Origin of the sequence: Paeniglutamicibacter terrestris, assembly GCF_012271785.1 — a bacterium.
Taxonomy (GTDB): domain Bacteria; phylum Actinomycetota; class Actinomycetes; order Actinomycetales; family Micrococcaceae; genus Paeniglutamicibacter; species Paeniglutamicibacter terrestris.
This window is the reverse complement of the sequence record NZ_JAAWVT010000001.1, coordinates 1015187-1038832: the sequence shown is the minus strand read 5'-3', so window position 1 is coordinate 1038832 and position 23646 is coordinate 1015187. Positions and strand designations below refer to the sequence as shown.

Sequence of the window (23646 nt, the reverse complement as noted above, 5' to 3'; positions counted from 1 at the left end):
CCTGTGGGCTCAGCTGCGCGGGGTTGATCCGGTGCGGGCGCGGTGCCTACGCACCGCTGCCCGGTTCGCGCAGCGCACCGAGCAATATTGTTGGCGGCCGTTGCGGGTGACATCGATGACCACCTTGGTGCAGGGGTCGCCCGGTGCCTGGCCCGCGGCGCAGCGCCCCATGCGGTGCATGCCGCGGGTGGAGAGGTGCAAGGCCGTTCCGACGCCGAAAATCGCGCGCAAAACATAGGGCAGGATTTGGTTGGCATCGCGGTAATGCAGATGCCAGCCCTCATTGTTGTGGTCAACCAGCCGCGGGTAGGCGGCTGCGGCAGCCATCTGCTCATTAAGCAGATTGGCCCGTTCTTGGGGATCTGCCGCGTCCACCACGCGCAACCAGTCCTGAACTACCTCAAGGGTCAGCCGGTGGTCGTTCGGGGCTTGGGTGAATTCCATGGTCATACCGAATTCGCGGGTTCTGGCGATGATGTCGTCCCGGTCGGTGGGCGGATCATTGGCCAGCGAGGCGGCCAGTAGGACCGCATATTCTCCGTAAGGGTTGAGGTGCATAAGGCCATTACAGCATAGTAGTTTCCATGATGCACACAGACACCACACAAACCTTTTCTCACCCGCAGCAGACGCTTACTCACGAGCATGCATGGATGCTCGAGTCGGCCCACAATACCTCTGATGGCATGGTGCTTTATGTGCGCTGTGGTGCGGGCTGCGGGGCTCGCCGGATTGACCGCCAGGGGCTGATTGAGACTCCACCCAGTGCGGTGAGCAAGGTGGTGGGCGGTTGAGCATCATTGCTGCGGCCCCCAAATGGGCACAATAAATACTCCGTTATCTCTCTTGATGGGTGGTGACCTTGATGATAAAGTTCATTTAGTGAACAAGCGTTCGCGATGCGAACATATTGAACAGAAAGTCAGGGCCACCCATCATGAAGCAGGCGTATCTCTACGACGCGATCCGTACTCCCTTCGGCAAAATCGGAGGGTCCCTTTCCTCCCACCGCCCCGATGATTTGGCGGCCCATGTGGTCCGCGAATTGGTGGCCCGCGCCCCGCAGCTCGATGTGAGTACCATCGACGAATCGATCTTCGGCAACGCCAACGGCGCCGGCGAAGAGAACCGCAACGTCGCCCGCATGGCCACCCTGCTGGCAGGCCTGCCCACCTCACTGCCCGGCACCACCATGAACCGTCTCTGCGGCTCCTCGCTGGATGCTGCGATCGCTGCTTCACGTCAGATCAACACCGATGATGCAGATCTGGTCCTCGTTGGCGGCGTCGAATCCATGAGCCGTGCCCCGTGGGTCCTGCCCAAGACCGAGCGTCCCTTCCCGATGGCCAACCTCGAACTGGCCAACACCACCCTGGGCTGGCGCCTGGTGAACCCGGCCATGAACAAGGAATGGACCGTGTCCCTCGGTGAAGCCACCGAGCAGCTGCGCGAAAAGTACGAGGTTACCCGCGAAGACCAGGATGAATTCGCAGCACGCTCACACCAGCAGGCCGCAGCCGCCTGGGCCGCCGGCAAGTACGCAAACTTGGTCGTCTCCGTTCCGCCGGCGAACAAGCGCGGCACCGAGGTCACCATGGACGAAACTGTCCGTGCCGACTCCACTGCAGAAACTCTGGGCGCACTGCGCACCGTCTTCCGCGATGCAGCCACCGGAACCGTCACCGCAGGTAACGCGTCGCCGATGTCCGACGGCGCCTCTGCCGCCTTCATTGGCTCCGAGCGCGGCGGCGAGCTGCTGGGAGCGGCGCCCCTGGCCCGCATCGCAGGACGTGCGTCCTCCGCTCTTGACCCGCAGTTCTTCGGCTTCGCCCCGGTGGAAGCGGCCAACAAGGCTCTGGCCAAGGCCGGGATTTCCTGGTCGGATGTCGCAGCGGTAGAACTCAACGAGGCCTTCGCCGCACAGTCGCTGGCCTGCGTGCGCGCCTGGGACATCGACGAAGCAATCGTTAACGCCTGGGGTGGTGCACTGTCCATCGGTCACCCGCTGGGCGCCTCCGGCCTGCGCATCCTAGGCACCCTGGCTCGCCGCCTGCAAGAATCAAACCAGCGCTGGGGCGTTGCCGCGATCTGCATTGGTGTCGGACAGGGTCTGGCCGTCGTGCTGGAAAACCCCAACGCAGCCTAATGCCCGCTAGGGGATGTGAACCCCTATCGCCCTGACCCCTTAGATTTAGGAGAGAACCACCGATGGCACCACGCATCGCCACCACGGCCGCAGAGGCAGTGGCCAACATCCACGATTCAGCCACCATCCTGATTGGCGGCTTCGGCAACGCCGGCCAGCCCATGGAGCTCATTGACGCGCTCATGGACTGCGGCGCCAAGGACCTCACGGTCATCAACAACAATGCTGGTCAGGCAGATGCCGGACTGGCCCTGTTGATCAAGGAACGTCGAGTCAAGAAGATCATCTGTTCCTTCCCGCGCCAGTCCGACTCCTGGCACTTTGATGAGGCCTACCGCGCCGGAGAAATCGAGCTGGAGCTTGTCCCACAGGGCAACCTGGCCGAGCGCATTCGCGCCGCGGGCGCCGGCATCGGTGGCTTCTTCACGCCCACCGGCTACGGCACGCTGCTGGCCGAGGGCAAGGAAACTCGCGTCATCGATGGCAAGGGCTATGTGCTCGAAAGCCCGATCAGCGCCGACTTCGCCTTGGTCAAGGCGCTGCGCGCGGATACGCACGGCAACCTGATCTACCGCAAGACCGCCCGGAACTTCGGTCCGATCATGGCTGCCGCGGCCAAGTCGGCCATCGTGCAGGTAGATGACATTGTTCAAACCGGACAGCTTGATCCGGAGGTCGTCGTGACCCCCGGAATCTACGTCGACACCCTTGTGGCACTCGGAGGAAAAAACTAATGAGCACCTTCACCACCACCGAAGCGGCATTGAACCGCGACGAAATGGCCAAGATCGTCGCCGCCGACATTCCGGCCGGCGCCTTCGTCAACCTGGGCATCGGACAGCCGACCAACGTGTCCAACTTCCTCACCGCCCAGCAGGGGGTCACCTTGCACACCGAAAACGGCATGCTGGGCATGGGCCCGGTCGCCACCGGGGATGATATTGATGAGGACCTCATCAACGCCGGCAAGATCCCGGTCACCGAGCTCCCCGGAGCCAGCTACTTCCACCACGCCGACTCGTTCGCGATGATGCGCGGTGGGCACCTGGATGTCTGTGTACTCGGAGCCTTCCAAGTCTCCGAAGCCGGGGATCTGGCCAACTGGCACACCGGCGCTCCGGGAGCCATCCCGGCCGTGGGTGGAGCCATGGACCTGGCCATCGGCGCCAAGGCCACCTGGGTCATGATGGGCTTGTTCACCAAGACCGGTGAGTCGAAGCTGGTCGAGGCACTGTCCTACCCGGTCACCGGGCTGGGCTGCGTATCGCGGATCTACACCGAATCGGCGATCTTCGATCTGTCCGGCGGCACCGTCACCGTGCGCTCGACTCACGGCATCAGCTTCGAGGAGTTGGCGCAGCGCCTGCCGATTGACCTGGCCAAGGCCGCCTAGGCAGTAGATTGGTGGGGTGCGGTCCGCGGGTTTTGAACCCTGGATCGCACCCCGTGGCTCGCGCACACACAACGGCGCGGGCCATTTCATTTTTGTCAATAAATCTCGGTAGGAGTCGGGCACGATGATTCAGGAAACCAGAACCCCGGCGGCGGGTGGATCCACCTCGGTCCAGTCACTGGCCCGCGGACTGGACGTCATCTGCGCCTTTGACGCCGAGCACCCCTCGATGACGCTCAGCGAGGTGGCCAAGCGCACCGATCTGTCCCGCGCCACCGCGCGGCGCTTCCTGCTGACCCTGCAGGAGCTGGGCTACGTCCGCGGGGACGGGAAATTCTTCGAACTCACCTCCAAGGTCCTGCAGCTGGGGTACTCCTATCTCTCCAGCGCTACCCTGCCCCAACTCATGGAACCGGTTCTGGAGGAGCTGTCCTCACAGGTGCACGAATCGGCCTCCGCCTCGGTGCTCGAGGGCAGCGAGATTCTCTACATCGCCCGGGTACACACCCGTTCGATCATGCGCGTCGGCATTTCGGTGGGCACACGTTTCCCGGCGGCCAACACCTCGATGGGTCGGGTGCTGTTGGCCTATCAGGCACCCGGTGTTCTGGAGCAGTTGCTGGCCGCGGGCATCAGCGCCCCGACCGGCCATGGGATCGGCACCGTTGAAGAATTGCGCGCGGAATTGGAGCGCGTACGTGCCCAGGGCTACGCGATTGTTGACCAGGAACTCGAGATCGGGCTGCGCTCGGTCGCCGTTCCGGTGTTCGCCTCCGACGGTTCGGTGGTCGCCGCCATGAACGTGTCCATGAGTGTGGGGCCAGCGTCACCGCTGAGCGCTCAGGATGCGGCGCGCGATATCTTGCCAGCACTGCAAAAGGCCGCCGCGCAGGTGCAGGACGCGTTGGCCGCGAGCCGCTAAGACGTCAGCTTTTCTACCACCTGGCGCCGTTGGCTAAAGGTTGAGCTTGCGATCTTGCGGCGTGCGGAGAATTTGGCAGGTGCCTTGCCACTTCCGTCGGCGAGATCGGCCAAGATGCGGCCGATGACTGGAGTGAACTTAAATCCGTGGCCGGAGAACCCGGCACCGATCACCAGTGGGCCGATCCGATCGAGGATGAAGTCCTCATCCTCGGTGTTGGTATAGGTGCAGCTGACGGCCGTGAACGAATCGGCATCAACACCGGGGAGCCAGATGCGGGCGTAGTCCTGCAGCGCCTGAACCTGCCGTTGCTCGGCGGCAAAGGTCCGGTGATCCGGATGCGTCACTACCCCTGTTCCGTGCCAGCCGGCCTTGATACCCTCACCGGGGGTGAGCATGCCGTAGACGGGGGAGTAGGCGTTTTCGAAACCCGGGGAGCCGGGCACCAACGTGTGGTTAAATCCTGGCCAGATCGCCGAGGCATCACGCTGGGCAAAGTGCAGGGGCTGCTCCTGCGTCACGGTTAGCGTGGGAAGTTCCACCGAGGAACCGAGCAGGTGCTCGGTCCACGCGCCGGCGGTGATCACCACGCGGCGAGCCTCAACTATTTCTTCACCGGATGCCGATTCAAGGACCAGACGCACTGTGTTTTCATCGAGGACCGTAAGTTCGCGAACCGTCACGCCGTGACGAATCTGGGCACCATGTGCCGCTGCCACCTTCTGAAAGCTGGGCAGGGCAAGATCCGGGTTCAGCTGCCCGCCATCGGGTAGATGTAACGCAGGACCGTTAAAACGCAGCCCGCTCCAGCGCTCGGCGGCTTCATTGGCAGAAACTTCTTCGGCTCGAATTCCAGCGCCCTTCAACGCTTGTAGGGTCAAGGCCTGGGTTTTCGGATCGCCGTGATTAACGGTGCCGGTGCGGGCGATCTGTTCTGTACCGCTTTGGGCGCTGAGCTTGTCCCATAACGTGAGGGATTCGGAAAGCATCCGGATGTAGGTTGGGTCCAGGTAACCCAGATTAAGATTTCGCGTGGTTCCATGCGATGCGCCCTGGGTGTGGCCGGGCGCAAACTGCTCCAGGAGAGTCACCTCACGGCCGCGTTGTGCCAGCTCCCACGCGGTGGCCGAGCCCATGGCTCCGCCTCCAATAACTACCGTGTCCAACCGTTCAACCATGTTCCGTGTCCTTCCCGACGACCTATTCCGATTTTAGGCCCGTCGGCTCTAAACACCGTGGTCATCTGTTACTTCACGAAACGTTGGTGCTGTGCGGGGGCAATTTTTGAGTCTAAATAGCGGCGTGATGCGCAGAAGCATTCCAGCAATCGGGGCTCTGACCATGCGCGAGACTCTGTTGAAATCCAGAGCTTAACTTGCGGTTCATCTCGGGGTGGTCGGCTGGTTGCTCTCGGAAGGGAACGTGGAGGGGTACCGACCACCACAGCGAGGGATCCCCCATGAAGTTTCGAACCATCACGCTTGGAACCTTGAGCTTGTGCATGCTTGCCAGCCTCTCCGCGCCGGCCGTGGCAGCGCCGGTTGCCGTTAATCAGGACGATACAGCGATCTTGATCGGGCACCGCGGTGCCGCCGGTGTTGCCCCGGAGAACACCTTGTCCGCGGTCATGGCAGGCAGCCAGTCAGGCGCAGACTTTGTCGAGATTGACGTGCAGCTGAGCCGCGATGGGGTGCCGTTTATTTTCCACGACGATACGCCGGCCCGCACCACCAACGTCGAAGATATTTTTCCCGAACGAGCGAATGACCCCATTACCTCGTTCAGCTGGGAGGAACTGCAGCAGCTGGATGCCGGTTCGTACTTCTCCGAGGCTTTCACCGGACAACGGATCCCGCACTTTGACGCGGTTGCCGATTCCTTGACCGGAAATACCGGTGTTTTCATCGAAATCAAGTCCCCGGCTAAGTCCCCGGGTGTCGAAAAGGTTGTTGCCGACGCACTGGTCCAAGACGCGGAATGGAACGCGCTGTTGCGCGGCGGCAAGATTGAAGTCCTCGGCTTTGATGCGAACTCCAATAAGCGATTCGCCGCGCTCGCCCCGGAGGTTCCGTTGCAGCAGCTGACCGGTTCAGTACCCAGCGCCGAGGTCCTCACCGACTACGCCAGCTACGCAGATTCCTTTGGTACTAGCTACCGGACGCTGACCGAAGAGGGTGCCGAACGGGTCAAGGCCGCGGGTCTGGGCCTGGGCGTCTACACCGTGAACTCCACCGAAGCCGTCGACGTATCGCTAGAGCTGGGTGCAGAACGTCTCACCGGGGACTTCCCGCAGCAGATCAACCGTCATTTGAAAGGACAAAAGGTGTTCCCGTCGAACAATGGTGTGATCATCTCCAACGCCGTGAATGACGTACCGGGCAACGACCTTCAGCCGGAAACCGGTGAGCACGTCATCCTGAAAAACACCGGTAACCGCGTCATCGACGTCAGCGGCTATGTCTTGCGCGATGCAGCGAACAACGTCATGCACATTGGTGATGGCTTTAAGCTGACACCCGGTGCCGAACTTCGGGTCTACTCCGGTGCAGGAACCGAAAGCGCCGAGGCGTTCTACCTGGGTGGTTCGGTGGCAGTGCTGAACAACGGCGGCGATTCATTGGCCCTCTGGAACGCCGAGGGCAAGTTGAGCGACACCTTCGCCAACTGATTCCGGCAGCATTTCCCGCCGGCCCACGACGGCCGTGCCCACCCCTATTCGCTCTACGGGTGGGCACGGTCTTTTGTGCTGTTTACAGCTCCCGAACATCGCGCCGGATCGGGTGGTTCTCGGGAACCTGGACAACAACGATCCGCGTCCCGTCTGGATCGTGGATCCACCCTTCGATCAGGCCCCAAGGCTCGGTGCGAGCCTCGCGAACGACGTCGACGCCGAGATCGGCCAGACGTCTTAGCTCAGCGTGCACGTCGCGGACCTGTATCCACAGCACCAGCGTCGAGGCGGTATCCGGTTCCCGGGTACCGGAAACCTCAAGCATTCCGTTGCCCAGGAAGAACACCACACCACGGTGCTCCCCGGAACCGAACTCGCGTGAGACGGCTAGGCCCAGCACGTCTCGGTAAAACGTTTGGGTTGCGGCCAGTTTCACGGGCCGCAACAACACCCTGCTTGAGAGAACCTCCATGCCGCCCAATCTACCCGTTGGCGCGGTACCTAGCGCCAGGTAATCTCGCTGGCCATGGTCTGGCCCTCGGCCACATAGTCAGCCATCTCGGCGGCCGGCACCATGGAACCACCCGTTGACCAGATGATGTGCGTGGCGTTGGCCAGGGCTGCTTCATCGAGTCCAAACGCCGCGCGGTAGCTCTCATCCTTGAGAATGCGCCACGGTCCGGCGAACCCTGCCGCGGCGGAGGGCTCCACATCGATGTTTTCGGTATCGTGCAGCAAGCCAACAAACGCCTTCATCCGTTCATCGGTGATAGTTACATATCCGTCGATCAGCTGCTGCAGGTGCTCGCCGACCAGCCGGGAGGGCCTACCCACCGCCAGACCATCGGCGGCGGTGAGCCCGCTCAGCCCAATGTCTGCCACGGAGATTCCATCGTGCAACCCGGTGCGCACGCCGAGCGACATGCAGGGTGAATTAACCGGTTCGGCAAAGACACAGTGCACGGCGTCTCCGAAGGCAGCCTTGAGCCCGAACGTCACGCCGCCAGGTCCGCCACCCACACCGCAGGGTAGGTGCACGATCAGCGGGTGGTGCGCATCAACGGTGATGTCCAACGCGGTCAGCTGGTCGGCCAATCGGGATCCGGCGACCGAATAACCGGCAAACAAACTCAGTGAGGCCTCGTCGTCAACAAACCAAACGCTCGGGTCGGCCTCGGCGGTGCGGCGCCCGGCGGCCACGGCATCGGAGAAGTTCCCCTCATGCTCCACGACGTTAACTCCACGGGCGCGCAACAGCTCCTTCTTCCAAGTACGGGCATCGAGGGACATGTGCACGGTGGTGTTAAAGCCGAGCTCGGAAGCGACGATTCCGATGGACAGGCCCAGATTCCCGGTGGAGCCGACGGCGATGCCGTGGGCCGATAGCAGCTGGCGCACCTCGGGGGCATCCAGTACCCGGGCATCATCACCAGGAGCCATCAGGCCGGCTGCGATGGCAAGTCGTTCGGCGACCTCGAGCACCTCGTGGATGCCCCCGCGCGCCTTGATGGAACCACTGACCGGCAGAGAGTCGTCGCGCTTGAGCCACAGCTTGCCGGGCAAGACGGCACCAAATCGACGTCCCAGTTCCGCCTGCATCGCGGGGATGTTGACCAGCGGGGATTCAAGGATGCCGTCGGTGGCCAGGGTGTCGGCAAAATGCTGCGCGAACCAGAGGGCGAAACGGCCAAAGCGTGCCCGGGCGTCCTCGATGATCGCTGGGTCGATGCCCGAAGCGTCGAGGCCCGCCGCGGTGTCGGTCGGCTTGGCGGCGAACCACGCGGTTTCCTCGGCCCGGGCCAGTGCCGCGACGATGGGGTCGGTGAGGAGTTGCTTTAGGTCGAAGGCTTGGTTCATAGTCGCTGGATTCTCCATGATTGCGGGCGGTCTGCTCCCCAATGTAGGGCACCGGATTGTCGGCGGCGAATCGGCGCTTCTCGGACCCGGCCGGAAGGATGTTCGTAAGGTCCCTGAGTGACGGGCGGACGAACCGGTGGGAACGACCGTGGAATTCTTAAGTGACAGCCGATAGCCTGAGTCCCGTGAAGAGTTTGCCCATCCAGCAGGAAGAAGGCACAACATGCGCGCGATAGTTTTCGAGGAATGGAAGCAGTTTCCGGCTCTCAAGGAAGTCCAAAAGCCCGAGCCAGGTCCCGGAGAAGTCCTGCTCAAGGTCGCAGGTGCCGGGGCATGCCATTCGGACGTGAGCATTTTCCAGGATTTCACGGCAGAGATTCCGGGCAACATGAAAGCGGGATTCACGCTCGGGCATGAAAACTCCGGGTGGGTGGAGTCAGTCGGCGAGGGTGTCAGCGGTATCAACATTGGCGACGCCTATTTGGTTTATGGACCCGTGGGCTGTGGCAGGTGCAAGGCATGTTCGCGCGGCCAAGACACGTACTGCGAAAACGCCGCGACCAATCCATATGCCGGGATCGGGCTGGGACGTGATGGCGGTATGGCCGAGTATGTCACCGTGCCTGCTCGCAACCTGATCCCGCTGGGCGATGCCGATCCGGTTGCCGCCGCACCGCTCGCGGACGCGGCTCTGACCCCCTACCACGCGATCAAGGGGGCACTGCCGCACCTGAACGCGGGCGGAAGATTTGCGTTGGTCGTGGGTCTGGGAGGACTGGGCCAGATCGCCGTGCAGATACTCAAAGCGCTCACCGGCGCCACCATCATCGCCACGGACACGAAGCCCGAGGCCATGGCCAAGGCCGAGGAGGCCGGAGCAATCACCGTTCCTTCCGGACCCGAACAAGTCCAGAAGATCCGAGAGATCACCGGCGGTCGAGGGGTTGACGCGGCGTTCGATTTCGTGGGTGTCACGCCCACCTTGGCGACCGCCACGGCTTCAATGGCGCAAGGTGGCAAGCTCGTTGTTGTCGGGATCGCCGGTGGCGTGCATGAGTGGAGTTTTTTCACCACTCCGTATGAGTCGGTCATTACCAACACCTACTGGGGAACCATTGAGGAGCTCCACGAGGTTGTCGATATGTATCGGGCGGGGCAGATCACTCCGGAAATCGAGACCTACTCGTTGGAGGACGGGCTGGAGGCCTACAGGAAAATGGTGGCTGGCAAGCTGAATGCCCGGGCGGTCATCGTTCCGCACCAGAATTAACGAATCGATGCCCCGTCGCTGACTGCGGAAGCTGCGACGGGGCATCCGTCATGGGGTCGTCGTTGATGCATGCCGCGCCAACGTGGCCCGGGCATGGCGCAACAGCGGCTCATCCACCATCTGCCCCTCAAACGTGAACACTCCGGCTGCATCCTTCGCCGCGGCAAGAATACGTGTGGCGCGCTCGACCTGCTCGGCCGAGGGCAAGAACGCCTGGCGGATCACGGGCATCTGGCCCGGGTGGATTGACGCTTTGGCCCCGAACCCGGAGGCCTGGGCGTCGATGGATTCGGCCAGCAGCCCTTCGTGGTCGGGAATGTTGATGTACACCGAATCAATGGCGAGCTTCCCGAAGGCACCGGCGGCCAGCAGTACCTGGGAGCGGGCGTGCAGCGCTACATCGCGGTAGTCGCCGGAATCGTGGCGCGAGGAGGAACCGCCTAAAGAAGCGACCAGGTCCTCTGCACCCCACATCAGGGCCACAACGTTGGGTGCTGCGGCAAGCTGCGGGGCATTAATGACACCCAGCGCCGTCTCGCACAACGCCACGACGTTGAAATCGCTGACCGCGGCCAAGTCGTCAAGGGTCTCGGTCTTGGCCAGCATGATGGTGCGGTACGCGGTCTGCCGGACCGCTGTCAGATCCGCGGCGAAATCTTCGGTGCCCGCCGGATTGACCCGCACGATGGTGCGTTGTGGATCCAGTGGGTTCGCCAGTAGTGCCTGCCGCGCTGTTTCCTTGTCGCCCGCGGCCACAGCATCTTCGAGATCGATGATCACGGCGTCGGCGCGTTGAAGCGCCTTGGCGTAGCGGTCGGGCCGGTCGGCGGGGCAAAAGAGGATGGCGGGTCCCATGCTAAAGCTCATCATGATGCCTCTGCTTCCGCGGTGTAGTCGAGGGTGGCGACGACCTGATTGGCCTTCACCAAGTCACCCACGCGCAATCGCCCGATGCTCACGGTACCCGCGCCGGGGGAGAACATGGGGTGCTCCATCTTCATGGCCTCGATCGTCACCAAGATTTCTCCGGCCCGGACCAACTGCCCATCGCTGACGCCCACCGCGATCACCGTGCCGGGCATCGGAGAGCGGACCTCCGGGGGCGCTTCTCCGGGAATCAGTGTGCGGTTAGCCAGTTCCCGGTGCAACAGTTCCCGCTGATCCAGGCTGCGCACTGCTCCGGCCCAGCCGTCGCGGCCGATCCAGAGGGTTGAATCATCACCAAATGCCGTGATCTGCTGCTCCTGCACTCCATTAATTGCGAAGTTGCCCCCGGGTAGCTGGGTCACCTCGAAGTCCTGCCCTTCCAGCGTGAAGCGTCGTCCGCCGGCGGTAGGCACCGAGGTCAGGGTCCAAAGCCTGCCCTCAACTTCGAGGGTGGTGGTCATGGCGGTGCGTGCTCCCAGCCGCCAGGAGTCACGGCTCCGCCAGGTTCCGCCACTCCCGGGAGACCGAGCGATAAACATGGCTGCCGCCAGCACCAGTTCGGTATGGGTAATGCTCCTAAAGATCATGTCCGGCATCTTGCGTTCGATCAGGGTGGTATCCAAATTTCCGGCCCGCACCTCCGGATCAATGAGTAACAGCCGCAGGTATTCGATGTTGCTCAGCACTCCCAGGATTTCGGTGCTGGCCAGCGCCCGATCAAGACGCGCCAAGGCACTGTCCCGGTCATCGCCCCAGGCGATGAGCTTCGCCAACATCGGGTCGTAGTGGGGGGAGATTTCCAAGCCTTCGACCAGCGATGAGTCCACACGCACGTGTTCACCGCCGGGTTCAAGAACGCGCAGCAGTCGCCCGGTGGAGGGCATGAAGTCGTGGGCCGGGTCCTCGGCGTACACACGGGCCTCGATGGCGTGACCGTGTAAGGAGACCTGGTCCTGGGTGAAACCCAGGGGTTCGCCGGCGGCAATGCGCACCTGCGCCGCCACCAGGTCCAGGCGCTCGCCGGCAACCCGCACCACTTCCTCGGTGACCGGATGCTCCACCTGCAGGCGAGTGTTCATTTCCATGAAGAAGAATTCGCCCGGGGCCTCGTCGGAAACCAAGAATTCCACGGTCCCGGCTCCCACATAGTTCACCGACTCCGCTGCGGCCACCGCAGCGGCGCCCAGCTGGGCACGGATGGAAGAACCGTCCTTGAGGTTTTCCAGCAGGGGAGCCGGTGCCTCCTCGATGACCTTTTGATGCCTGCGTTGCAGCGAACATTCACGTTCACCCAGATGTACGGTATTGCCGTGGGTGTCGGCCAAGATCTGCACCTCGATGTGCCGCGGGCTCCGCACCAGACGCTCGAGGAACAGCGTGTCATCACCAAAGGAACTCAACGCGGTACGCCTGGCGCTGAGTAGGGCAGCTGGGAGTTTCTCGGGCGAATCAACGGCCACCATGCCCTTGCCGCCGCCACCGGCCGATGGCTTGATCAGCACCGGGAACCCGATCGACTCGGCCGCGTCGATGAGTTCCTCGTCGCTGAGCTCGGGCTCGGCGATGCCGGGTGTCACCGGGACATCGTGGGCGGCCACGTGGTTCTTGGAGCGAATCTTGTCACCCATCAGCAGCAGGGCATCAATATTCGGTCCGATGAAGGTGATTCCCGCGTCCTTAAGCGCTCGGGCAAAGGCGATGTTTTCGGAGAGGAACCCGTACCCCGGATGCACCGCCCGGGCGCCGGATTGTCGGCACGCCTCGAGCACGTTGGTGATGTTCAGATAGCTATCGGGGGCTGCCGCCGAGCCGATCCTGATCGCCTGATCGGCCTCGCGCACGTGCCTGGCCCCCGCATCAGCATCGGAGTACACGGCCACGGATTTGATGCCCATGGCGCGCAGCGTACGGATGATTCGCACCGCGATTTCCCCGCGGTTGGCCACCAGCACGGTGGTAAAGAGTGTGTTTTTCATGGTGCATCACATCCTGAAGAGTCCGAAGGAAGTCTCCGGGAGTGGTTGGGTGGCACAGACATCCAGGGCCAGACCAAGGACCCTGCGTGTGTCGAGGGGATCGATGACACCGTCGTCCCAGAGTCGGGCCGTGGAGTAATACGGATTGCCCTGGTGCTCATATTGGGCCTTGAGTGGTTCCTTGAAGGCGGCTTCCTCTTCGGTGCTCCACGTGGAACCCGCGGCTTCGAGGGCATCGCGCTTGACGGTAGCCAGGACGGAGGAAGCCTGGGCCCCGCCCATGACCGAGATTCGGGCGGCCGGCCACATCCATAGGAAACGCGGCGAGTAGGCCCGCCCACACATGGAATAGTTGCCCGCGCCGAAGGATCCGCCGATGATCACGGTGAGCTTGGGGACCCGTGCCGTGGCAACGGCGGTGACCATCTTGGCGCCATGTTTGGCGATGCCGCCGGCCTCGTAGTCCCGACCGACCATAAAACCGGCGAGGTTCTGCAGGAAGATCAGCGGTACGCCGCGTTGATCGCAGAGCTCAATGAAGTGGGCTCCCTTGAGTGCGGATTCGGAGAAGAGCACCCCGTTATTCGCCACGATGCCGACCTTGTGACCGTGGATGCGGGCGAAACCCGTGACGAGCGTGGTGCCGTAGTTGGCCTTAAACTCGTGGAACTCGCTGCCGTCAACGATCCGCGCGATGACCTCGCGCACGTCGTAGTAGGCGTTCACATCGGTGGGAACAGCACCGTACAGTTCGCTGGGTTCCTGAAGTGGCGACGGATTATCGGTCAGGACGTCCCACACCGGTTGCGGGGTGGAGGGCAGGGTATCGATGATGTCGCGGAGAATCGAGATGGCGTGGGCATCGTTTTCGGCCAGGTGATCAACCACCCCGGAGGTCTTGGCATGCAGATCCCCGCCGCCGAGTTCCTCGGCGCTGACAATTTCGCCAATGGCCGCCTTCACCAGTGGGGGTCCGCCCAAAAAGATCGTGCCCTGGTTGCGGACGATCACCGTCTCGTCGCTCATCGCCGGAACGTAGGCACCTCCTGCGGTGCAGGAGCCCAGAACCGCGGCAAGCTGCGGAATCTTGGCGGCAGACAGGTTGGCCTGGTTGTAGAAGATCCTCCCGAAGTGATCGCGGTCCGGGAAAACCTCGTCCTGCATGGGCAAAAAGGCGCCGCCCGAATCAACGAGGTATACGCAGGGCAGGCCGTTCTCGAGCGCAATTTCCTGGGCCCTCAGGTGCTTTTTTACGGTCATCGGGAAGTACGTCCCGCCCTTGACCGTTGGATCATTGCAGACGACCATCACAAAACGATCGTGGACCAGACCGATACCGGTGATCAGCCCGGCGCCCGGGCACTGTCCGTCATACATATCTTCCGCGGCCAGTGGCGCGATTTCTAGAAACGGTGAACCCTCGTCCAGGAGTGCTTCGACGCGATCACGCGGCAGAAGCTTTCCTCGATCCACGTGCCGTTGTCGGGTTTTCTCCGATCCGCCGCGGGCTGCGGTGGCCAGACGGTTCTTGAGCTCGTTGACCAGCAGGTTTTGCTCGGCTGCATTTTTCAAGTAACCGGGGCTGGTGATGTCGAGTGTGCTGTCTAGCGCTTCCATGGATCCTCTTTCGAAGCAAAAACGGGGGAGGGAATGTCCTGTCAATCGGTGGATTAGGTGTTAACTCCCGGCGGCTCGCTGCCCAGCAGCACGGGCGGATCAATGAAGTCCACTCCCATCAGAGTGGAGGGATCGGCGGAGAGGATCTTGCAGGCCATGTCCACAAAGTTGTGCTGGACCTCGGAGAGCGTAAGTCGGCCATCGGGTCTATACCAATGGGCAACGCCCGTCCCCATTTCCATCAGCGCAAGACGGGCCATGGTGGAGTCAATGGTGGAAAAATCGCCGACGCGGATTCCGCGTTCAACAACCTGGGCGAAGAGGGCTTCGTAGTCATCGCGGAGCTGTTGCATCGCCGATCGATTTTCGGGTGCCAGTGCGCGCATTTCGTATTCGGCAACGCGGGCGGTCAGCGGGTTGGAGGCAGTAAAGCCAACATGGGATGAAACCAACGCCGCCAATTGGATGGTCGGTTCGGAGCTGTTGCGAAGCGCGGCCGAGCCCGAAGTGATCATGGATTCTAGGCAACCGCGCATGATCGCCACCAACAGCTGTTCCTTGCTGCCGGTGTAGTGATAGATCGTGGCGGAGTTGATGCCGACCGCCGCCCCCAGCTCTCGGATGCCGGTTGCGGCAAACCCCTGGCGGGCAAAGAGCAGAACAGCAGCCTGCTGGACTTTGACGATGTTCACCCGGGACTCCAATGTCTACTGAAAGTATCCGAGCCAATCAATCGATTGGTTCGGATACTCCAGCAAACACCGTGACGCCGGTCACTGTCAATCGTTTGATTGGAAATGATGCGGCCATCGCGATTAGGCGGCGACGGTCTGCTCTACCTCGGAAATCTTGGCATCCTCGTCGGCCAGGAGGGTCTTGCGATCACTCCACGTGTGGGTGAGGATCATCAGTGCGACACCGGCGATGAGCCATAGTCCCAATTTTAGGATGTCGAGACCGATTCCCTGACTCGGGAAGTAGGTCAGCGTTTGGACTGCGTGAAGCCACGCTGCGCCGTTCCAGAAGGCGTTGAGTGCAGCGAACAGGCCTGGCTGCACTTCTGGCATGAAGATGCCTCCCGAGCTGGTGAAGTTCAGTGCAACAAAGCAGAGCGTCAAGGTGGCCGTTGTCCAATGGCGCAAGATGGGGTGCAATCCCATGCCGATCGTTGTGATGGCGGTGGCGTATAGCCAGGAGATGAGCCAGATGGCAGCAAGGTTGTGGGTGAGGACCCCGTAGATGGGGCCGCTGATCGCCAGGGCGATCGTTGAAACCACCGCGCCGGATGCGGCAGCCATGACAAAGCGCGTGGGCAGTTTGACCTTTCCCATGAATCCGGAAAGCGGAACGGATCCCGCGTAGCCGCCAATGCTCAAGGCCACCAGAAGGAAGAAAATGCCCTGCCCGGTGCTGTCGTGTTCACCGGTGGGAACAACGTCTTCGACCTGGAAGGGCAAATGTTGGGCGTAGGCGATGGGCATGAAGATTTTTTGCGTGATGCCGGCGTTTGTCTCCGACGCGGCACTTGAGATAAATAGTGTTGCCGAGGATTTCTCCATGCTGAAGGCGGCGGCCACCTCACGGTCGGCTACCAATGCGCGGGCGGCGTCCGGCGTGGCAATCGTGCGCACGGACAGGGAGTCGCCGGCCTCATCCTTGAGGGATTGAGCGAACACCTTGGTCGCGGCCGTATCTCCAACGATGGCGACCTGCAGGTTGTGCGGTGCCGGCTGATGGAAGGCGCCCAAGTAGGCCAGACCCATGACCGTCACCAGAAAAAACGGAATCAGCATGGTGAGGCACAGCTTGCCCCAGCCGAGGCGTGGCTTCTGTTGGGGCGAGGATTTCTTGTGCGCGGATTTGGAGGGGCCCGAAGTTGGTGGGGCGATACTGGGTTTGGTGTTGGTGGAAGTCATCAACTTCCATCGTACGCTCAGTGTTGCATTATGCAACATTGAAAGTTGTTTGATGCAACACGGACTACAATCGACGCCATGGGAACAGACCAACGTGACGCGGACATTCAAGCGGTCTACAACCACATGCAGGTGATCACGCGCCGTGCGAATGCGCGATCGCGTCACCTCGCCGAGCCGCTGACCTTCGTGGAGCATTCGTTGCTGCGTTTCATCGCAGATACCCCGGGGGTACGCGCCATCGACATCGCCGAAGCGTTCTCGCTGAACCGATCAACGGTGTCGCGGCAGGTGGCTACGCTGATCGAACTGGGGTTAGCCAACTACGACGAGACCGATGCTGGACGCGGTCGCGTCTTGGTCCTGACCGACCACGGACATCAGCAGCTGGCGACGTCGGCGCAGGTGCACCGCGAGGTTGTCACCGACCGACTAACCGGCTGGAGTAATGCGGAGATCGCCTCATTTGCCGCAGCCTTAATTCGCTACAACGACGCCGACTCAAAATAGGTCGTTTGGCCCCGGTCGGGCGAGCTGACCTTTTCCAAGAGGCATTTACGACGCGAGGGCGCATCGCCATGTTCAAGACATCGACGACACGCCCTCGCGGGAGAGAACCGGCGGCTGTGCCGCCTATCTGGAGTTAGACGGCGCGCAGCACCACGGCACTACCCTGGCCGCCGCCGCCGCAGATGCCCGTGGCGCCAACGGAGCCGGACCCCAGTTCTGCTAGCTGGCGGGCGAGAGTACCAATGATGCGGGCACCCGAGGCACCGATGGGGTGGCCCAGCGCAATGGCACCGCCCTTGGTATTCACGATCTCCGCATCGATGCCCAGCTTGGCCACCGACTGCACGCCAACTGCGGCAAACGCCTCGTTGATTTCCACGGCCTTCAGGTCGGCTGCGGAGATTCCGGTGCCTTCCAATGCGGCAAGGATGGCGTTGGCGGGCTGCTCATGCAGCGAGACATCCGGGCCGGCAACCAGCGCGTGGGAAACGATTTCCGCGATCGGGGTCAAGCCCAGGCGATCGGCGGCAGCCTTGCTGACCAAGACAAGCGCGGCCGCACCATCGGTGATCTGTGAGGCATTGCCCGCGGTGATGGTGCCTTCTTTGCTAAAGGAAGGACGCAGCTTGGACAGCGACTCGGCCGTGGTGTCGGCACGGATGCCGTCATCGCTCGACACGACAACATCCCCGCGTCGCGAAGAAATGGTGAACGGCGCGATCTCAGCGGCGTGGAAGTCTGCCGCGGCAGCTGCCAATCGATGCGAACGGGCGGAGAATTCATCCTGTGCCACACGGGTGATGCCGTGGGTGGTGTTGCCATCCTCGGTGGAGGAACCCATCGAGCGCTTTTCAAAGGCGTCGGTCAGGCCGTCGTATTCCAAGGTGTCAATCAACTCAATGGCACCGTACTTGGTGCCGGCCCGGGCTCGCTGCACATGGGGTGCCAGTGACATGGATTCCTGGCCGATGGCCACCACCACGTCAACCTCACCGGCGGAAATCATTCGTTCGCCAGCGACCACTGCCTCGGTGCCCGAGAGGCAGACGGCGTTCAGCGTCATGGCCGGGACGCCATAGCCGATTCCGGCGCCGATCGCCGACTGGCGTGCGGGGTTCTGGCCGGCACCACCTTGCAAAACTTGTCCGGCGAAGACGCGCTGGACCTCTGCCGGATCGAGGCCGGCGCGTTCCATGGCTGCCGCTGCCGCGTGAGCACCAAGGGCAGTGCCCGGAACCGTGGCGAAGGCGCCGTTGAAGCGGGCGAAGGGAGTGCGGGCGTACCCGACGATTAATGCGCTCATGCTGCGTTTACTTCCTCAATCTCAATCGTGAATGGCGCGCCAGTTGCCTCGCGCAGATCTTCCATGGTGACACCAGGTGCCACGGAGCGCAGCACCAAAGCCTTGTTGATGACGTCAAATACCGCGCGGTCGGTGATGATCCTATCCACCACGCCGACTCCGGTCAGTGGCAGGTCGCAGGTCTCAACAATCTTGGGTGTGCCGTCCTTGGCCACGTGGTCGGTGATGACAATGACGCGCGGCGTTCCGGCAACCAGGTCCATGGCTCCACCCATGCCCTTAACTAACTTGCCGGGGATGGTCCAGTTGGCAAGGTCGCCATTGGCCGCCACCTGCAAGGCGCCGAGAATCGCGGTGGCCACGTGTCCGCCGCGGATCATGCCGAAGGAGGTGGCCGAGTCGAAGTAGCTTCCGCCGGGCAGCAACGTCACCGTTTGTTTGCCGGCATTGATCAAATCGGCGTCCTCTTCCCCTTCAAAGGGGAAGGGACCCATGCCCAGCAGACCGTTTTCGCTCTGAAGGGTGACGTTGACGCCCTCGGGTAGGTTGTTGGCCACCAGCGTGGGGATACCAATGCCGAGGTTCACGTATTGGCCGTCGGTGAGTTCGGAAGCGGCAATGGCTGCCATTTCATCGCGTGTCCACATGATTTATGCCTCCGTTCGGACGCGTACGGTCCGCTGTTCGATGTCTTTGACGCCATCCGTTGCTACAACGTGGTGTACAAAAATGCCCGGTGTGTCGACAAGTGATGGATCTAGGTAACCAGCGTGGATCACCTCGGCCTCGGCGAAGGTGAGGCGGCCCGCGGTGGCGACCAGCGGGTTGAAGTTCCGCGCTGTCATTCGGTAGCGCAGGTTTCCCTCCGGGTCGGCTTCAAAGGCTCGGACCAAGGATATGTCGGCGACGATGCCGCGTTCTAAGATGGCGGGGCGTCCGTTGAACTCCATGACTTCCTTCCCCTCGGCGACGGGAGTTCCCACACCGGTGGGGGTGAAGAATGCGGGAATGCCCGCGCCTCCTGCTCGCAGCCGTTCGGCCAACGTGCCCTGCGGGACGAACTCCACCTCGAGCTCCTTGTTGAGGAACTGCTGGGCGAACAGCTTGTTCTCACCCACATAGGATGCCAAGACCTTGGCCACCTGCTTGTTTTCCAGCAGGACCCCCAGACCCTTGCCGTCGACGCCCATATTGTTGGAAACGATGGTTAAGCCGGTGGCGCCGGAATCGCGCAAAGCGGTGATCAGGCGATTGGGAATGCCGCTGAGGCCGAAGCCGCCCACCGCGATGATCATCCCATCGCGTACGCTTTCGGCCAACGCCTCGGCGGCGTCGGCTATGACTTTCGTTGCCATGATGCTCCTTTGTGCGTCCACGATGTGGATAACGTCTTTGTTCTCCCTTGACGGTAGCTAATTGGCGTATTCACGGTCAATGAATACAGAAAACTTTCCCAATACTGACCGAGAGATGACCGAATGGCGATCAATAGTCCATAATGTGGTCATGACTTCTTCGTTTCCCGGAGCCCAGGTCGTGGGCCGTATGGCAGCCGTGTTGCGCGCTGTGAGCACCGCGATGCCCAGAGGCGCGTCGACCGCCGACATCGCCCGCGCCACCACGCTGGCCCGGCCCACCGTGCACCGTCTGCTCGCGGCACTGACGGCCGAGGGCTTTTGTGACCACGACAATAGTGAGGGACTGTGGCTGTTGGGTCCGGAAATGTATCTGCTGGGTACGGTGGCGGCGGAACGATACGACATCACCGAGATTGCGCGTGACCATGTTGCCGCTTTGGCCGAGGCCACCGGCGAAAGCGCCTTCCTCTCGGTACGACGAGGAGACGAGAGTGTATGTCTGCTGCGCGCGGACGGTGCCTTCCCCATCCGTTCCTTTGTGCTTTACGAAGGCAAAAGATTCCCACTCGGAGTGGCATCGGCGGGCCTTGTTATGCTCGCATTCCTACCCGAGACTGCCGTCGACAGGTATCTAGCTGAGAACGACTTGGTGCCCGAGCATGGAAGCGAACACAGCGTCGAGGCCCTGCGCGAACGTATTGCTCAGACACGCGAACGTGGCTGGGCAATCAATCCGGGGCTGATCGTCCAAGGAAGTTGGGGGATGGGTTCGGCGGTGTTCGATAAAGCGGGGCAACCAGCCTGGGCCCTGAGCCTGACTGGAATCGAATCCAGATTCGCTCCTGAGCGGCATAAGGAAATGGGCGATTTGTTGTTGCATCATGCCCATGAGCTGTCTAAGAAGTTGCGCGGCGAGACGGCATTGCCACTTCGCTAATTCCGGGTTGCTGCATGCTGCGGCAGATTGAGAGGGCCGTCCGGCCCGACACGGCCACCATGAAAAGAATCACTGAGGCGCTCAAAAGAGATGGAAGAAAGGTGCGCAGCAGGAATCACGTTGGGCGCAAAGCCTCTGCTAGAGGCTTGGCCGCAGCTTGCGAGGCGCTGGAGCTCAACTGCTGTGTACGAACCTTCCAGTGGATGGAGAACTCTGGCCAGGATGACCGGATATGGCGTTCCATAAGGCGCGTTCCGGCTGCGGAGGGATGTTTCACGCCGCAGTCTTTTCAGTATGGTGGCCCGGTAGCGATCGTCTCGAAGATGCGTCACGGGTGTTCATACCGAAAATGGAATTTCCCGGTTTTCTGCGTCATGAACCACAACTTCGGGAGTCTCTTCGTATGCCGCGAAAGCGGAAACTCAAGGGTTTTGTTCATGAAACACTCAGTTTCCATGCGGAGACTGCTCAAGCGACGTGGTGTTAAACGCCAATCGACGATAGCAAGCAACGACGAGAGGACAAGCGTGAATTTCACAGAACAGGGAATTTTCCCATGTGCCTCAGCGACGCTGTCTGTAAGGGACATCCAGAAGGTTTCCTCCGATTCGCTGAAACTAACTAATACAAGCAGCACTGCTGGGGAGTTACTTTGAGCGTCGTTGCAGTTGTTGCCATCGTCATCGTGGGATGGCTCCTGGTGGGCGCCATCTTGGCCTTTGCGCTCGGACGAACTGTTCAGCTACGCGAAAAGTATGAGACGCCCACTGCTGGTGTTCGTGACATCGCGCATGAAAAAGATCTGCGGGTCACGGGTGGCTCCGGAATCGACCGGGACAACGTTGTTTATGTTGGCGCCTCCGAGCAGAAACGATGCAGCTGAGCCGTTCGCTGCTAGCGGCTTGAAGGCGTCCCGTCGCTTCGAAGTGCCGCCGCTTGGGCATGCACCCTGGCTATCTGCGCACCGGCAGCGCGCATTCGAGTTTCATCCGTGGCGATAAGAACCTGAGCGAAGGCATCTTGCGGTGCATCCTCGGTGAGCGATCCGACCACCGCATAGATAGGTACGGATCCGCTGCGGGCCATGATCACCGAGATGATCTTGCCCTGCAGGGTTTGGGAATCTAAGCGACCCTCGCCGACTACCACCGCATCCGCATCCGAAACGGCAGCCTCGAAGTCCATGGCATCAAGTACGTAGTCCGCGCCGGAGGACAGGTGCGCATCGAATTGCGCCCAGAGTCCGCCGCTGAAACCGCCGGCCGCACCCGTGGCGGGAACGCCGCGAGGGTCCTTCGGCAGGGTGGCAGCGATCTTATGCAGACGTTCGGTCAGTAGCGTGACCTCATCTGGACGGGCACCCTTTTGGGGGCCGAAGACGACTGCAGCATCCTCGAAGGGGGTGGTGACGTCGCTGAGAATCGTGATCATAGCTCCACGAAGTCCCCCATTGTCGGTGATGGCCATGATGGCGCCCGCCCCGCCATCCGTGGTCGCCGATCCGCCCGCCGCAACCACCACTTGCTTGGCGCCGCGGGAGATTGCGTCAACCATGATCAGCCCGGTGCCATAGGTGTCGGCGGTGAGGGGATTGCGTCCACCCGGAGCGGGCAGCGTGATGCCGCTAGCTGCGGCAAGGTTGATGTAGGCGGTACCGTCACTCGTCAACGAATAAGAGGCGGAGACTGGATCTCGCCATGGGCCAACCGTAGGTACAAAGATCCTGGCGGCACCCAACGCGGCGCCGAGGATTTCCTCGGTGCCTTCGCCCCCATCGGCTACCGGCATTTCCTCTGCGCTCGCACCGGTGGAGCGGATGCCGCCGGCGATGGCGGCAGCAACTTCGGCTGCAGTAAAGGTGCCCTTGAAGCTGTCGGGAACTACCAGGATCTTCATGGTGCCTTTCTAGAAATTGACGTTTGCGCGGCCCTTGAGCGCCAGCATTTCGCGGGCCTCATCGGGGGTGGCGACCTCGAAGTTCAGGGCCTCGAGAATGGTGCGAGCTCGGGTGACCTGCTCGGCGTTAGACACCGCCAGCTGGCCGGGACCAATCCACAGCGAGTCTTCGAGCCCGACCCGAACGTGCGAACCCATGGCCGCACCGATGGTGGCCAGCGGCATCTGATTCTTACCGGCACCCAGGATCGACCATTCGTAGCTCTCACCGAAGAGTCGGTCAGCGGTGCGACGCATGTGCATCAAGTCCTCGGGGTGCGCGCCGATTCCGCCGAGCAGGCCGAAGACGGACTGGACAAAGAGCGGGCCGCGGGCCAGCCCACGTGCCTGGAAATGTGCCAGGTTGTTCAAATGAGAGATGTCGTAGCACTCGAACTCGAAGCGGGTATCGTTCTTGTTGCCAATTTCCAAGATCTTCTGGATGTCGGCGAAGGTGTTCTTAAAGACCAAATCGCGTGAGTTTTCCAGTCCCTCACGCTCCCATTCGTGCTCGAAATCCTTAAAGCGATCCAGCATGGGGTAAAGGCCGAAGTTCATGGAGCCCATATTCAGTGAGGCGAGCTCGGGGGCGAATTCGATCACTGGACGCATGCGTTCTTCCACACTCATATGCGGTGAACCGCCGGTGGTGATATTGATGATCGCGTCGGTGTTGGCCTTGAGCTTTTGCAGGATGGGCTCGAAGTGGGCGGGGTCCTGTGAAGGGCGCCCGTCCTCGGGATCCCGGGCGTGCATGTGAACGATCGAGGCACCGGCTTCGGCCGCGCCAATGGCTGCCTCGGCGATCTCGTCGGCGGTGACCGGAAGATGCGGAGACATGGTTGGGGTGTGGATCGCGCCGGTGACGGCGGAGGTGATGATGACCTTGCGTGTATTTGCCATGATGG

General features: G+C 61.8%; 24 protein-coding genes. 10 read left to right on the top strand and 14 right to left on the bottom strand.

Annotated features, from left to right (window positions below; genetic code table 11):
• Positions 1-9: 9 nt before the first annotated feature.
• Positions 10-558, bottom strand: coding sequence for a CGNR zinc finger domain-containing protein (locus HED64_RS04570; protein WP_168150867.1), 549 nt, complete (start codon positions 556-558; stop codon positions 10-12).
• Positions 559-584: 26 nt separating this feature from the next.
• Between HED64_RS04570 and HED64_RS04565 the strand changes: the two genes are divergently transcribed.
• The 5 genes from HED64_RS04565 (at position 585) to HED64_RS04545 (ending at position 4461) form a co-directional block, all read left to right on the top strand.
• On the top strand, positions 585-794 hold the full coding sequence (locus HED64_RS04565; RefSeq protein ID WP_132360450.1) for a hypothetical protein: 210 nt from the start codon (positions 585-587) through the stop codon (positions 792-794).
• 143 nt (positions 795-937) lie between these two features.
• Positions 938-2146: a thiolase family protein gene (locus tag HED64_RS04560; RefSeq protein ID WP_168150866.1), complete on the top strand. Its 1209-nt coding sequence runs from the start codon at positions 938-940 to the stop codon at positions 2144-2146.
• 62 nt (positions 2147-2208) lie between these two features.
• On the top strand, positions 2209-2880 hold the full coding sequence (locus HED64_RS04555; protein ID WP_168150865.1) for a 3-oxoacid CoA-transferase subunit A: 672 nt from the start codon (positions 2209-2211) through the stop codon (positions 2878-2880).
• Complete coding sequence (locus HED64_RS04550) at positions 2880-3539, top strand: 3-oxoacid CoA-transferase subunit B (RefSeq protein ID WP_168150864.1); 660 nt, start codon at positions 2880-2882, stop codon at positions 3537-3539. The genes HED64_RS04555 and HED64_RS04550 overlap by 1 nt, the downstream gene beginning before the upstream one ends.
• A gap of 124 nt (positions 3540-3663) precedes the next feature.
• Positions 3664-4461, top strand: a complete 798-nt coding sequence (locus HED64_RS04545) for an IclR family transcriptional regulator domain-containing protein (protein WP_168150863.1) — start codon at positions 3664-3666, stop codon at positions 4459-4461.
• Here the strand turns inward: HED64_RS04545 and HED64_RS04540 are convergent.
• A complete protein-coding gene (locus tag HED64_RS04540) occupies positions 4458-5639 on the bottom strand; it encodes an FAD-dependent oxidoreductase (RefSeq protein WP_168150862.1) in 1182 nt (393 codons plus the stop codon). The two genes, HED64_RS04545 and HED64_RS04540, sit on opposite strands and share 4 nt — an antisense overlap.
• A gap of 281 nt (positions 5640-5920) precedes the next feature.
• On the opposite strand from HED64_RS04540, the gene HED64_RS04535 reads away from it, so the two are divergent.
• Positions 5921-7129, top strand: coding sequence for a glycerophosphodiester phosphodiesterase family protein (locus HED64_RS04535; RefSeq protein ID WP_168150861.1), 1209 nt, complete (start codon positions 5921-5923; stop codon positions 7127-7129).
• Between the two features lie 82 nt (positions 7130-7211).
• Here the strand turns inward: HED64_RS04535 and HED64_RS04530 are convergent, their stop codons facing one another.
• Positions 7212-7604: a VOC family protein gene (locus tag HED64_RS04530; protein WP_168150860.1), complete on the bottom strand. Its 393-nt coding sequence runs from the start codon at positions 7602-7604 to the stop codon at positions 7212-7214.
• Between the two features lie 29 nt (positions 7605-7633).
• On the bottom strand, positions 7634-8989 hold the full coding sequence (locus tag HED64_RS04525) for a D-serine ammonia-lyase (protein WP_168150859.1): 1356 nt from the start codon (positions 8987-8989) through the stop codon (positions 7634-7636).
• Between the two features lie 223 nt (positions 8990-9212).
• Between HED64_RS04525 and HED64_RS04520 the strand changes: the two genes are divergently transcribed.
• A complete protein-coding gene (locus HED64_RS04520; RefSeq protein WP_168150858.1) occupies positions 9213-10259 on the top strand; it encodes an NAD(P)-dependent alcohol dehydrogenase in 1047 nt (348 codons plus the stop codon).
• 48 nt (positions 10260-10307) lie between these two features.
• Here HED64_RS04520 and HED64_RS04515 read toward each other — a convergent pair whose 3' ends face one another.
• The 5 genes from HED64_RS04515 to HED64_RS04495 form a co-directional block, all read right to left on the bottom strand.
• Positions 10308-11126, bottom strand: coding sequence for an HpcH/HpaI aldolase/citrate lyase family protein (locus HED64_RS04515; protein ID WP_168151138.1), 819 nt, complete (start codon positions 11124-11126; stop codon positions 10308-10310).
• Positions 11126-13162, bottom strand: a complete 2037-nt coding sequence (locus HED64_RS04510) for an acetyl/propionyl/methylcrotonyl-CoA carboxylase subunit alpha (RefSeq protein ID WP_168150857.1) — start codon at positions 13160-13162, stop codon at positions 11126-11128. The genes HED64_RS04515 and HED64_RS04510 overlap by 1 nt, the downstream gene beginning before the upstream one ends.
• Before the next feature lie 6 nt (positions 13163-13168).
• Positions 13169-14779, bottom strand: a complete 1611-nt coding sequence (locus HED64_RS04505) for a carboxyl transferase domain-containing protein (RefSeq protein WP_168150856.1) — start codon at positions 14777-14779, stop codon at positions 13169-13171.
• Positions 14780-14832: 53 nt separating this feature from the next.
• Positions 14833-15471 carry a TetR-type transcription factor C-terminal domain-containing protein gene (locus tag HED64_RS04500; protein WP_168150855.1) on the bottom strand — a complete coding sequence of 213 codons (639 nt, stop codon included), beginning with the start codon at positions 15469-15471 and terminating at the stop codon, positions 14833-14835.
• 123 nt (positions 15472-15594) lie between these two features.
• The gene (locus tag HED64_RS04495) at positions 15595-16695 is read right to left on the bottom strand and encodes a hypothetical protein (protein WP_168150854.1); all 1101 of its coding nucleotides are present in this window, start codon (positions 16693-16695) and stop codon (positions 15595-15597) included.
• A 78-nt stretch (positions 16696-16773) separates the two neighbouring features.
• Between HED64_RS04495 and HED64_RS04490 the strand changes: the two genes are divergently transcribed.
• Complete coding sequence (locus HED64_RS04490) at positions 16774-17205, top strand: MarR family winged helix-turn-helix transcriptional regulator (RefSeq protein WP_168150853.1); 432 nt, start codon at positions 16774-16776, stop codon at positions 17203-17205.
• A gap of 133 nt (positions 17206-17338) precedes the next feature.
• On the opposite strand, the gene HED64_RS04485 is transcribed toward HED64_RS04490, so the two are convergent.
• The 3 genes from HED64_RS04485 to HED64_RS04475 are packed head-to-tail and all read right to left on the bottom strand — an operon-like array spanning position 17339 to position 19863.
• Complete coding sequence (locus HED64_RS04485; RefSeq protein WP_168150852.1) at positions 17339-18508, bottom strand: acetyl-CoA C-acyltransferase; 1170 nt, start codon at positions 18506-18508, stop codon at positions 17339-17341.
• On the bottom strand, positions 18505-19155 hold the full coding sequence (locus tag HED64_RS04480; RefSeq protein WP_168150851.1) for a CoA transferase subunit B: 651 nt from the start codon (positions 19153-19155) through the stop codon (positions 18505-18507). The genes HED64_RS04485 and HED64_RS04480 overlap by 4 nt, the downstream gene beginning before the upstream one ends.
• 3 nt (positions 19156-19158) lie before the next feature.
• Entirely contained in the window at positions 19159-19863 is a 705-nt protein-coding gene (locus HED64_RS04475) for a CoA transferase subunit A (RefSeq protein WP_168150850.1), read from the bottom strand.
• 151 nt (positions 19864-20014) lie between these two features.
• Here HED64_RS04475 and HED64_RS04470 point away from each other — a divergent pair, with 151 nt between their 5' ends.
• Together HED64_RS04470 and HED64_RS04465 are read left to right on the top strand one after the other, a co-directional pair.
• Positions 20015-20803: an IclR family transcriptional regulator gene (locus HED64_RS04470; RefSeq protein ID WP_168150849.1), complete on the top strand. Its 789-nt coding sequence runs from the start codon at positions 20015-20017 to the stop codon at positions 20801-20803.
• A gap of 652 nt (positions 20804-21455) precedes the next feature.
• Complete coding sequence (locus tag HED64_RS04465; RefSeq protein ID WP_168150848.1) at positions 21456-21686, top strand: hypothetical protein; 231 nt, start codon at positions 21456-21458, stop codon at positions 21684-21686.
• 11 nt (positions 21687-21697) lie between these two features.
• On the opposite strand, the gene HED64_RS04460 is transcribed toward HED64_RS04465, so the two are convergent.
• Together HED64_RS04460 and kce are read right to left on the bottom strand one after the other, a co-directional pair.
• The gene (locus tag HED64_RS04460; RefSeq protein ID WP_168150847.1) at positions 21698-22699 is read right to left on the bottom strand and encodes a glycerate kinase; all 1002 of its coding nucleotides are present in this window, start codon (positions 22697-22699) and stop codon (positions 21698-21700) included.
• Positions 22700-22708: 9 nt separating this feature from the next.
• On the bottom strand, positions 22709-23641 hold the full coding sequence (gene kce / locus HED64_RS04455; RefSeq protein WP_168150846.1) for a 3,5-dioxohexanoate:acetyl-CoA acetone transferase: 933 nt from the start codon (positions 23639-23641) through the stop codon (positions 22709-22711).
• Between the last annotated feature and the right edge of the window lie 5 nt (positions 23642-23646).

What these genes read in the sequence shown, in the direction of transcription:
- HED64_RS04570 (WP_168150867.1), bottom strand. Translation starts at nt 558, where the DNA reads ATGCACCTCAACCCTTACGGAGAATATGCGGTCCTACTGGCCGCCTCG.
- HED64_RS04565 (WP_132360450.1), top strand. Translation starts at nt 585, where the DNA reads ATGATGCACACAGACACCACACAAACCTTTTCTCACCCGCAGCAGACG.
- HED64_RS04560 (WP_168150866.1), top strand. Translation starts at nt 938, where the DNA reads ATGAAGCAGGCGTATCTCTACGACGCGATCCGTACTCCCTTCGGCAAA.
- HED64_RS04555 (WP_168150865.1), top strand. Translation starts at nt 2,209, where the DNA reads ATGGCACCACGCATCGCCACCACGGCCGCAGAGGCAGTGGCCAACATC.
- HED64_RS04550 (WP_168150864.1), top strand. Translation starts at nt 2,880, where the DNA reads ATGAGCACCTTCACCACCACCGAAGCGGCATTGAACCGCGACGAAATG.
- HED64_RS04545 (WP_168150863.1), top strand. Translation starts at nt 3,664, where the DNA reads ATGATTCAGGAAACCAGAACCCCGGCGGCGGGTGGATCCACCTCGGTC.
- HED64_RS04540 (WP_168150862.1), bottom strand. Translation starts at nt 5,639, where the DNA reads ATGGTTGAACGGTTGGACACGGTAGTTATTGGAGGCGGAGCCATGGGC.
- HED64_RS04535 (WP_168150861.1), top strand. Translation starts at nt 5,921, where the DNA reads ATGAAGTTTCGAACCATCACGCTTGGAACCTTGAGCTTGTGCATGCTT.
- HED64_RS04530 (WP_168150860.1), bottom strand. Translation starts at nt 7,604, where the DNA reads ATGGAGGTTCTCTCAAGCAGGGTGTTGTTGCGGCCCGTGAAACTGGCC.
- HED64_RS04525 (WP_168150859.1), bottom strand. Translation starts at nt 8,989, where the DNA reads ATGAACCAAGCCTTCGACCTAAAGCAACTCCTCACCGACCCCATCGTC.
- HED64_RS04520 (WP_168150858.1), top strand. Translation starts at nt 9,213, where the DNA reads ATGCGCGCGATAGTTTTCGAGGAATGGAAGCAGTTTCCGGCTCTCAAG.
- HED64_RS04515 (WP_168151138.1), bottom strand. Translation starts at nt 11,126, where the DNA reads ATGAGCTTTAGCATGGGACCCGCCATCCTCTTTTGCCCCGCCGACCGG.
- HED64_RS04510 (WP_168150857.1), bottom strand. Translation starts at nt 13,162, where the DNA reads ATGAAAAACACACTCTTTACCACCGTGCTGGTGGCCAACCGCGGGGAA.
- HED64_RS04505 (WP_168150856.1), bottom strand. Translation starts at nt 14,779, where the DNA reads ATGGAAGCGCTAGACAGCACACTCGACATCACCAGCCCCGGTTACTTG.
- HED64_RS04495 (WP_168150854.1), bottom strand. Translation starts at nt 16,695, where the DNA reads ATGACTTCCACCAACACCAAACCCAGTATCGCCCCACCAACTTCGGGC.
- HED64_RS04490 (WP_168150853.1), top strand. Translation starts at nt 16,774, where the DNA reads ATGGGAACAGACCAACGTGACGCGGACATTCAAGCGGTCTACAACCAC.
- HED64_RS04485 (WP_168150852.1), bottom strand. Translation starts at nt 18,508, where the DNA reads ATGAGCGCATTAATCGTCGGGTACGCCCGCACTCCCTTCGCCCGCTTC.
- HED64_RS04480 (WP_168150851.1), bottom strand. Translation starts at nt 19,155, where the DNA reads ATGTGGACACGCGATGAAATGGCAGCCATTGCCGCTTCCGAACTCACC.
- HED64_RS04475 (WP_168150850.1), bottom strand. Translation starts at nt 19,863, where the DNA reads ATGGCAACGAAAGTCATAGCCGACGCCGCCGAGGCGTTGGCCGAAAGC.
- HED64_RS04470 (WP_168150849.1), top strand. Translation starts at nt 20,015, where the DNA reads ATGACTTCTTCGTTTCCCGGAGCCCAGGTCGTGGGCCGTATGGCAGCC.
- HED64_RS04460 (WP_168150847.1), bottom strand. Translation starts at nt 22,699, where the DNA reads ATGAAGATCCTGGTAGTTCCCGACAGCTTCAAGGGCACCTTTACTGCA.
- kce (WP_168150846.1), bottom strand. Translation starts at nt 23,641, where the DNA reads ATGGCAAATACACGCAAGGTCATCATCACCTCCGCCGTCACCGGCGCG.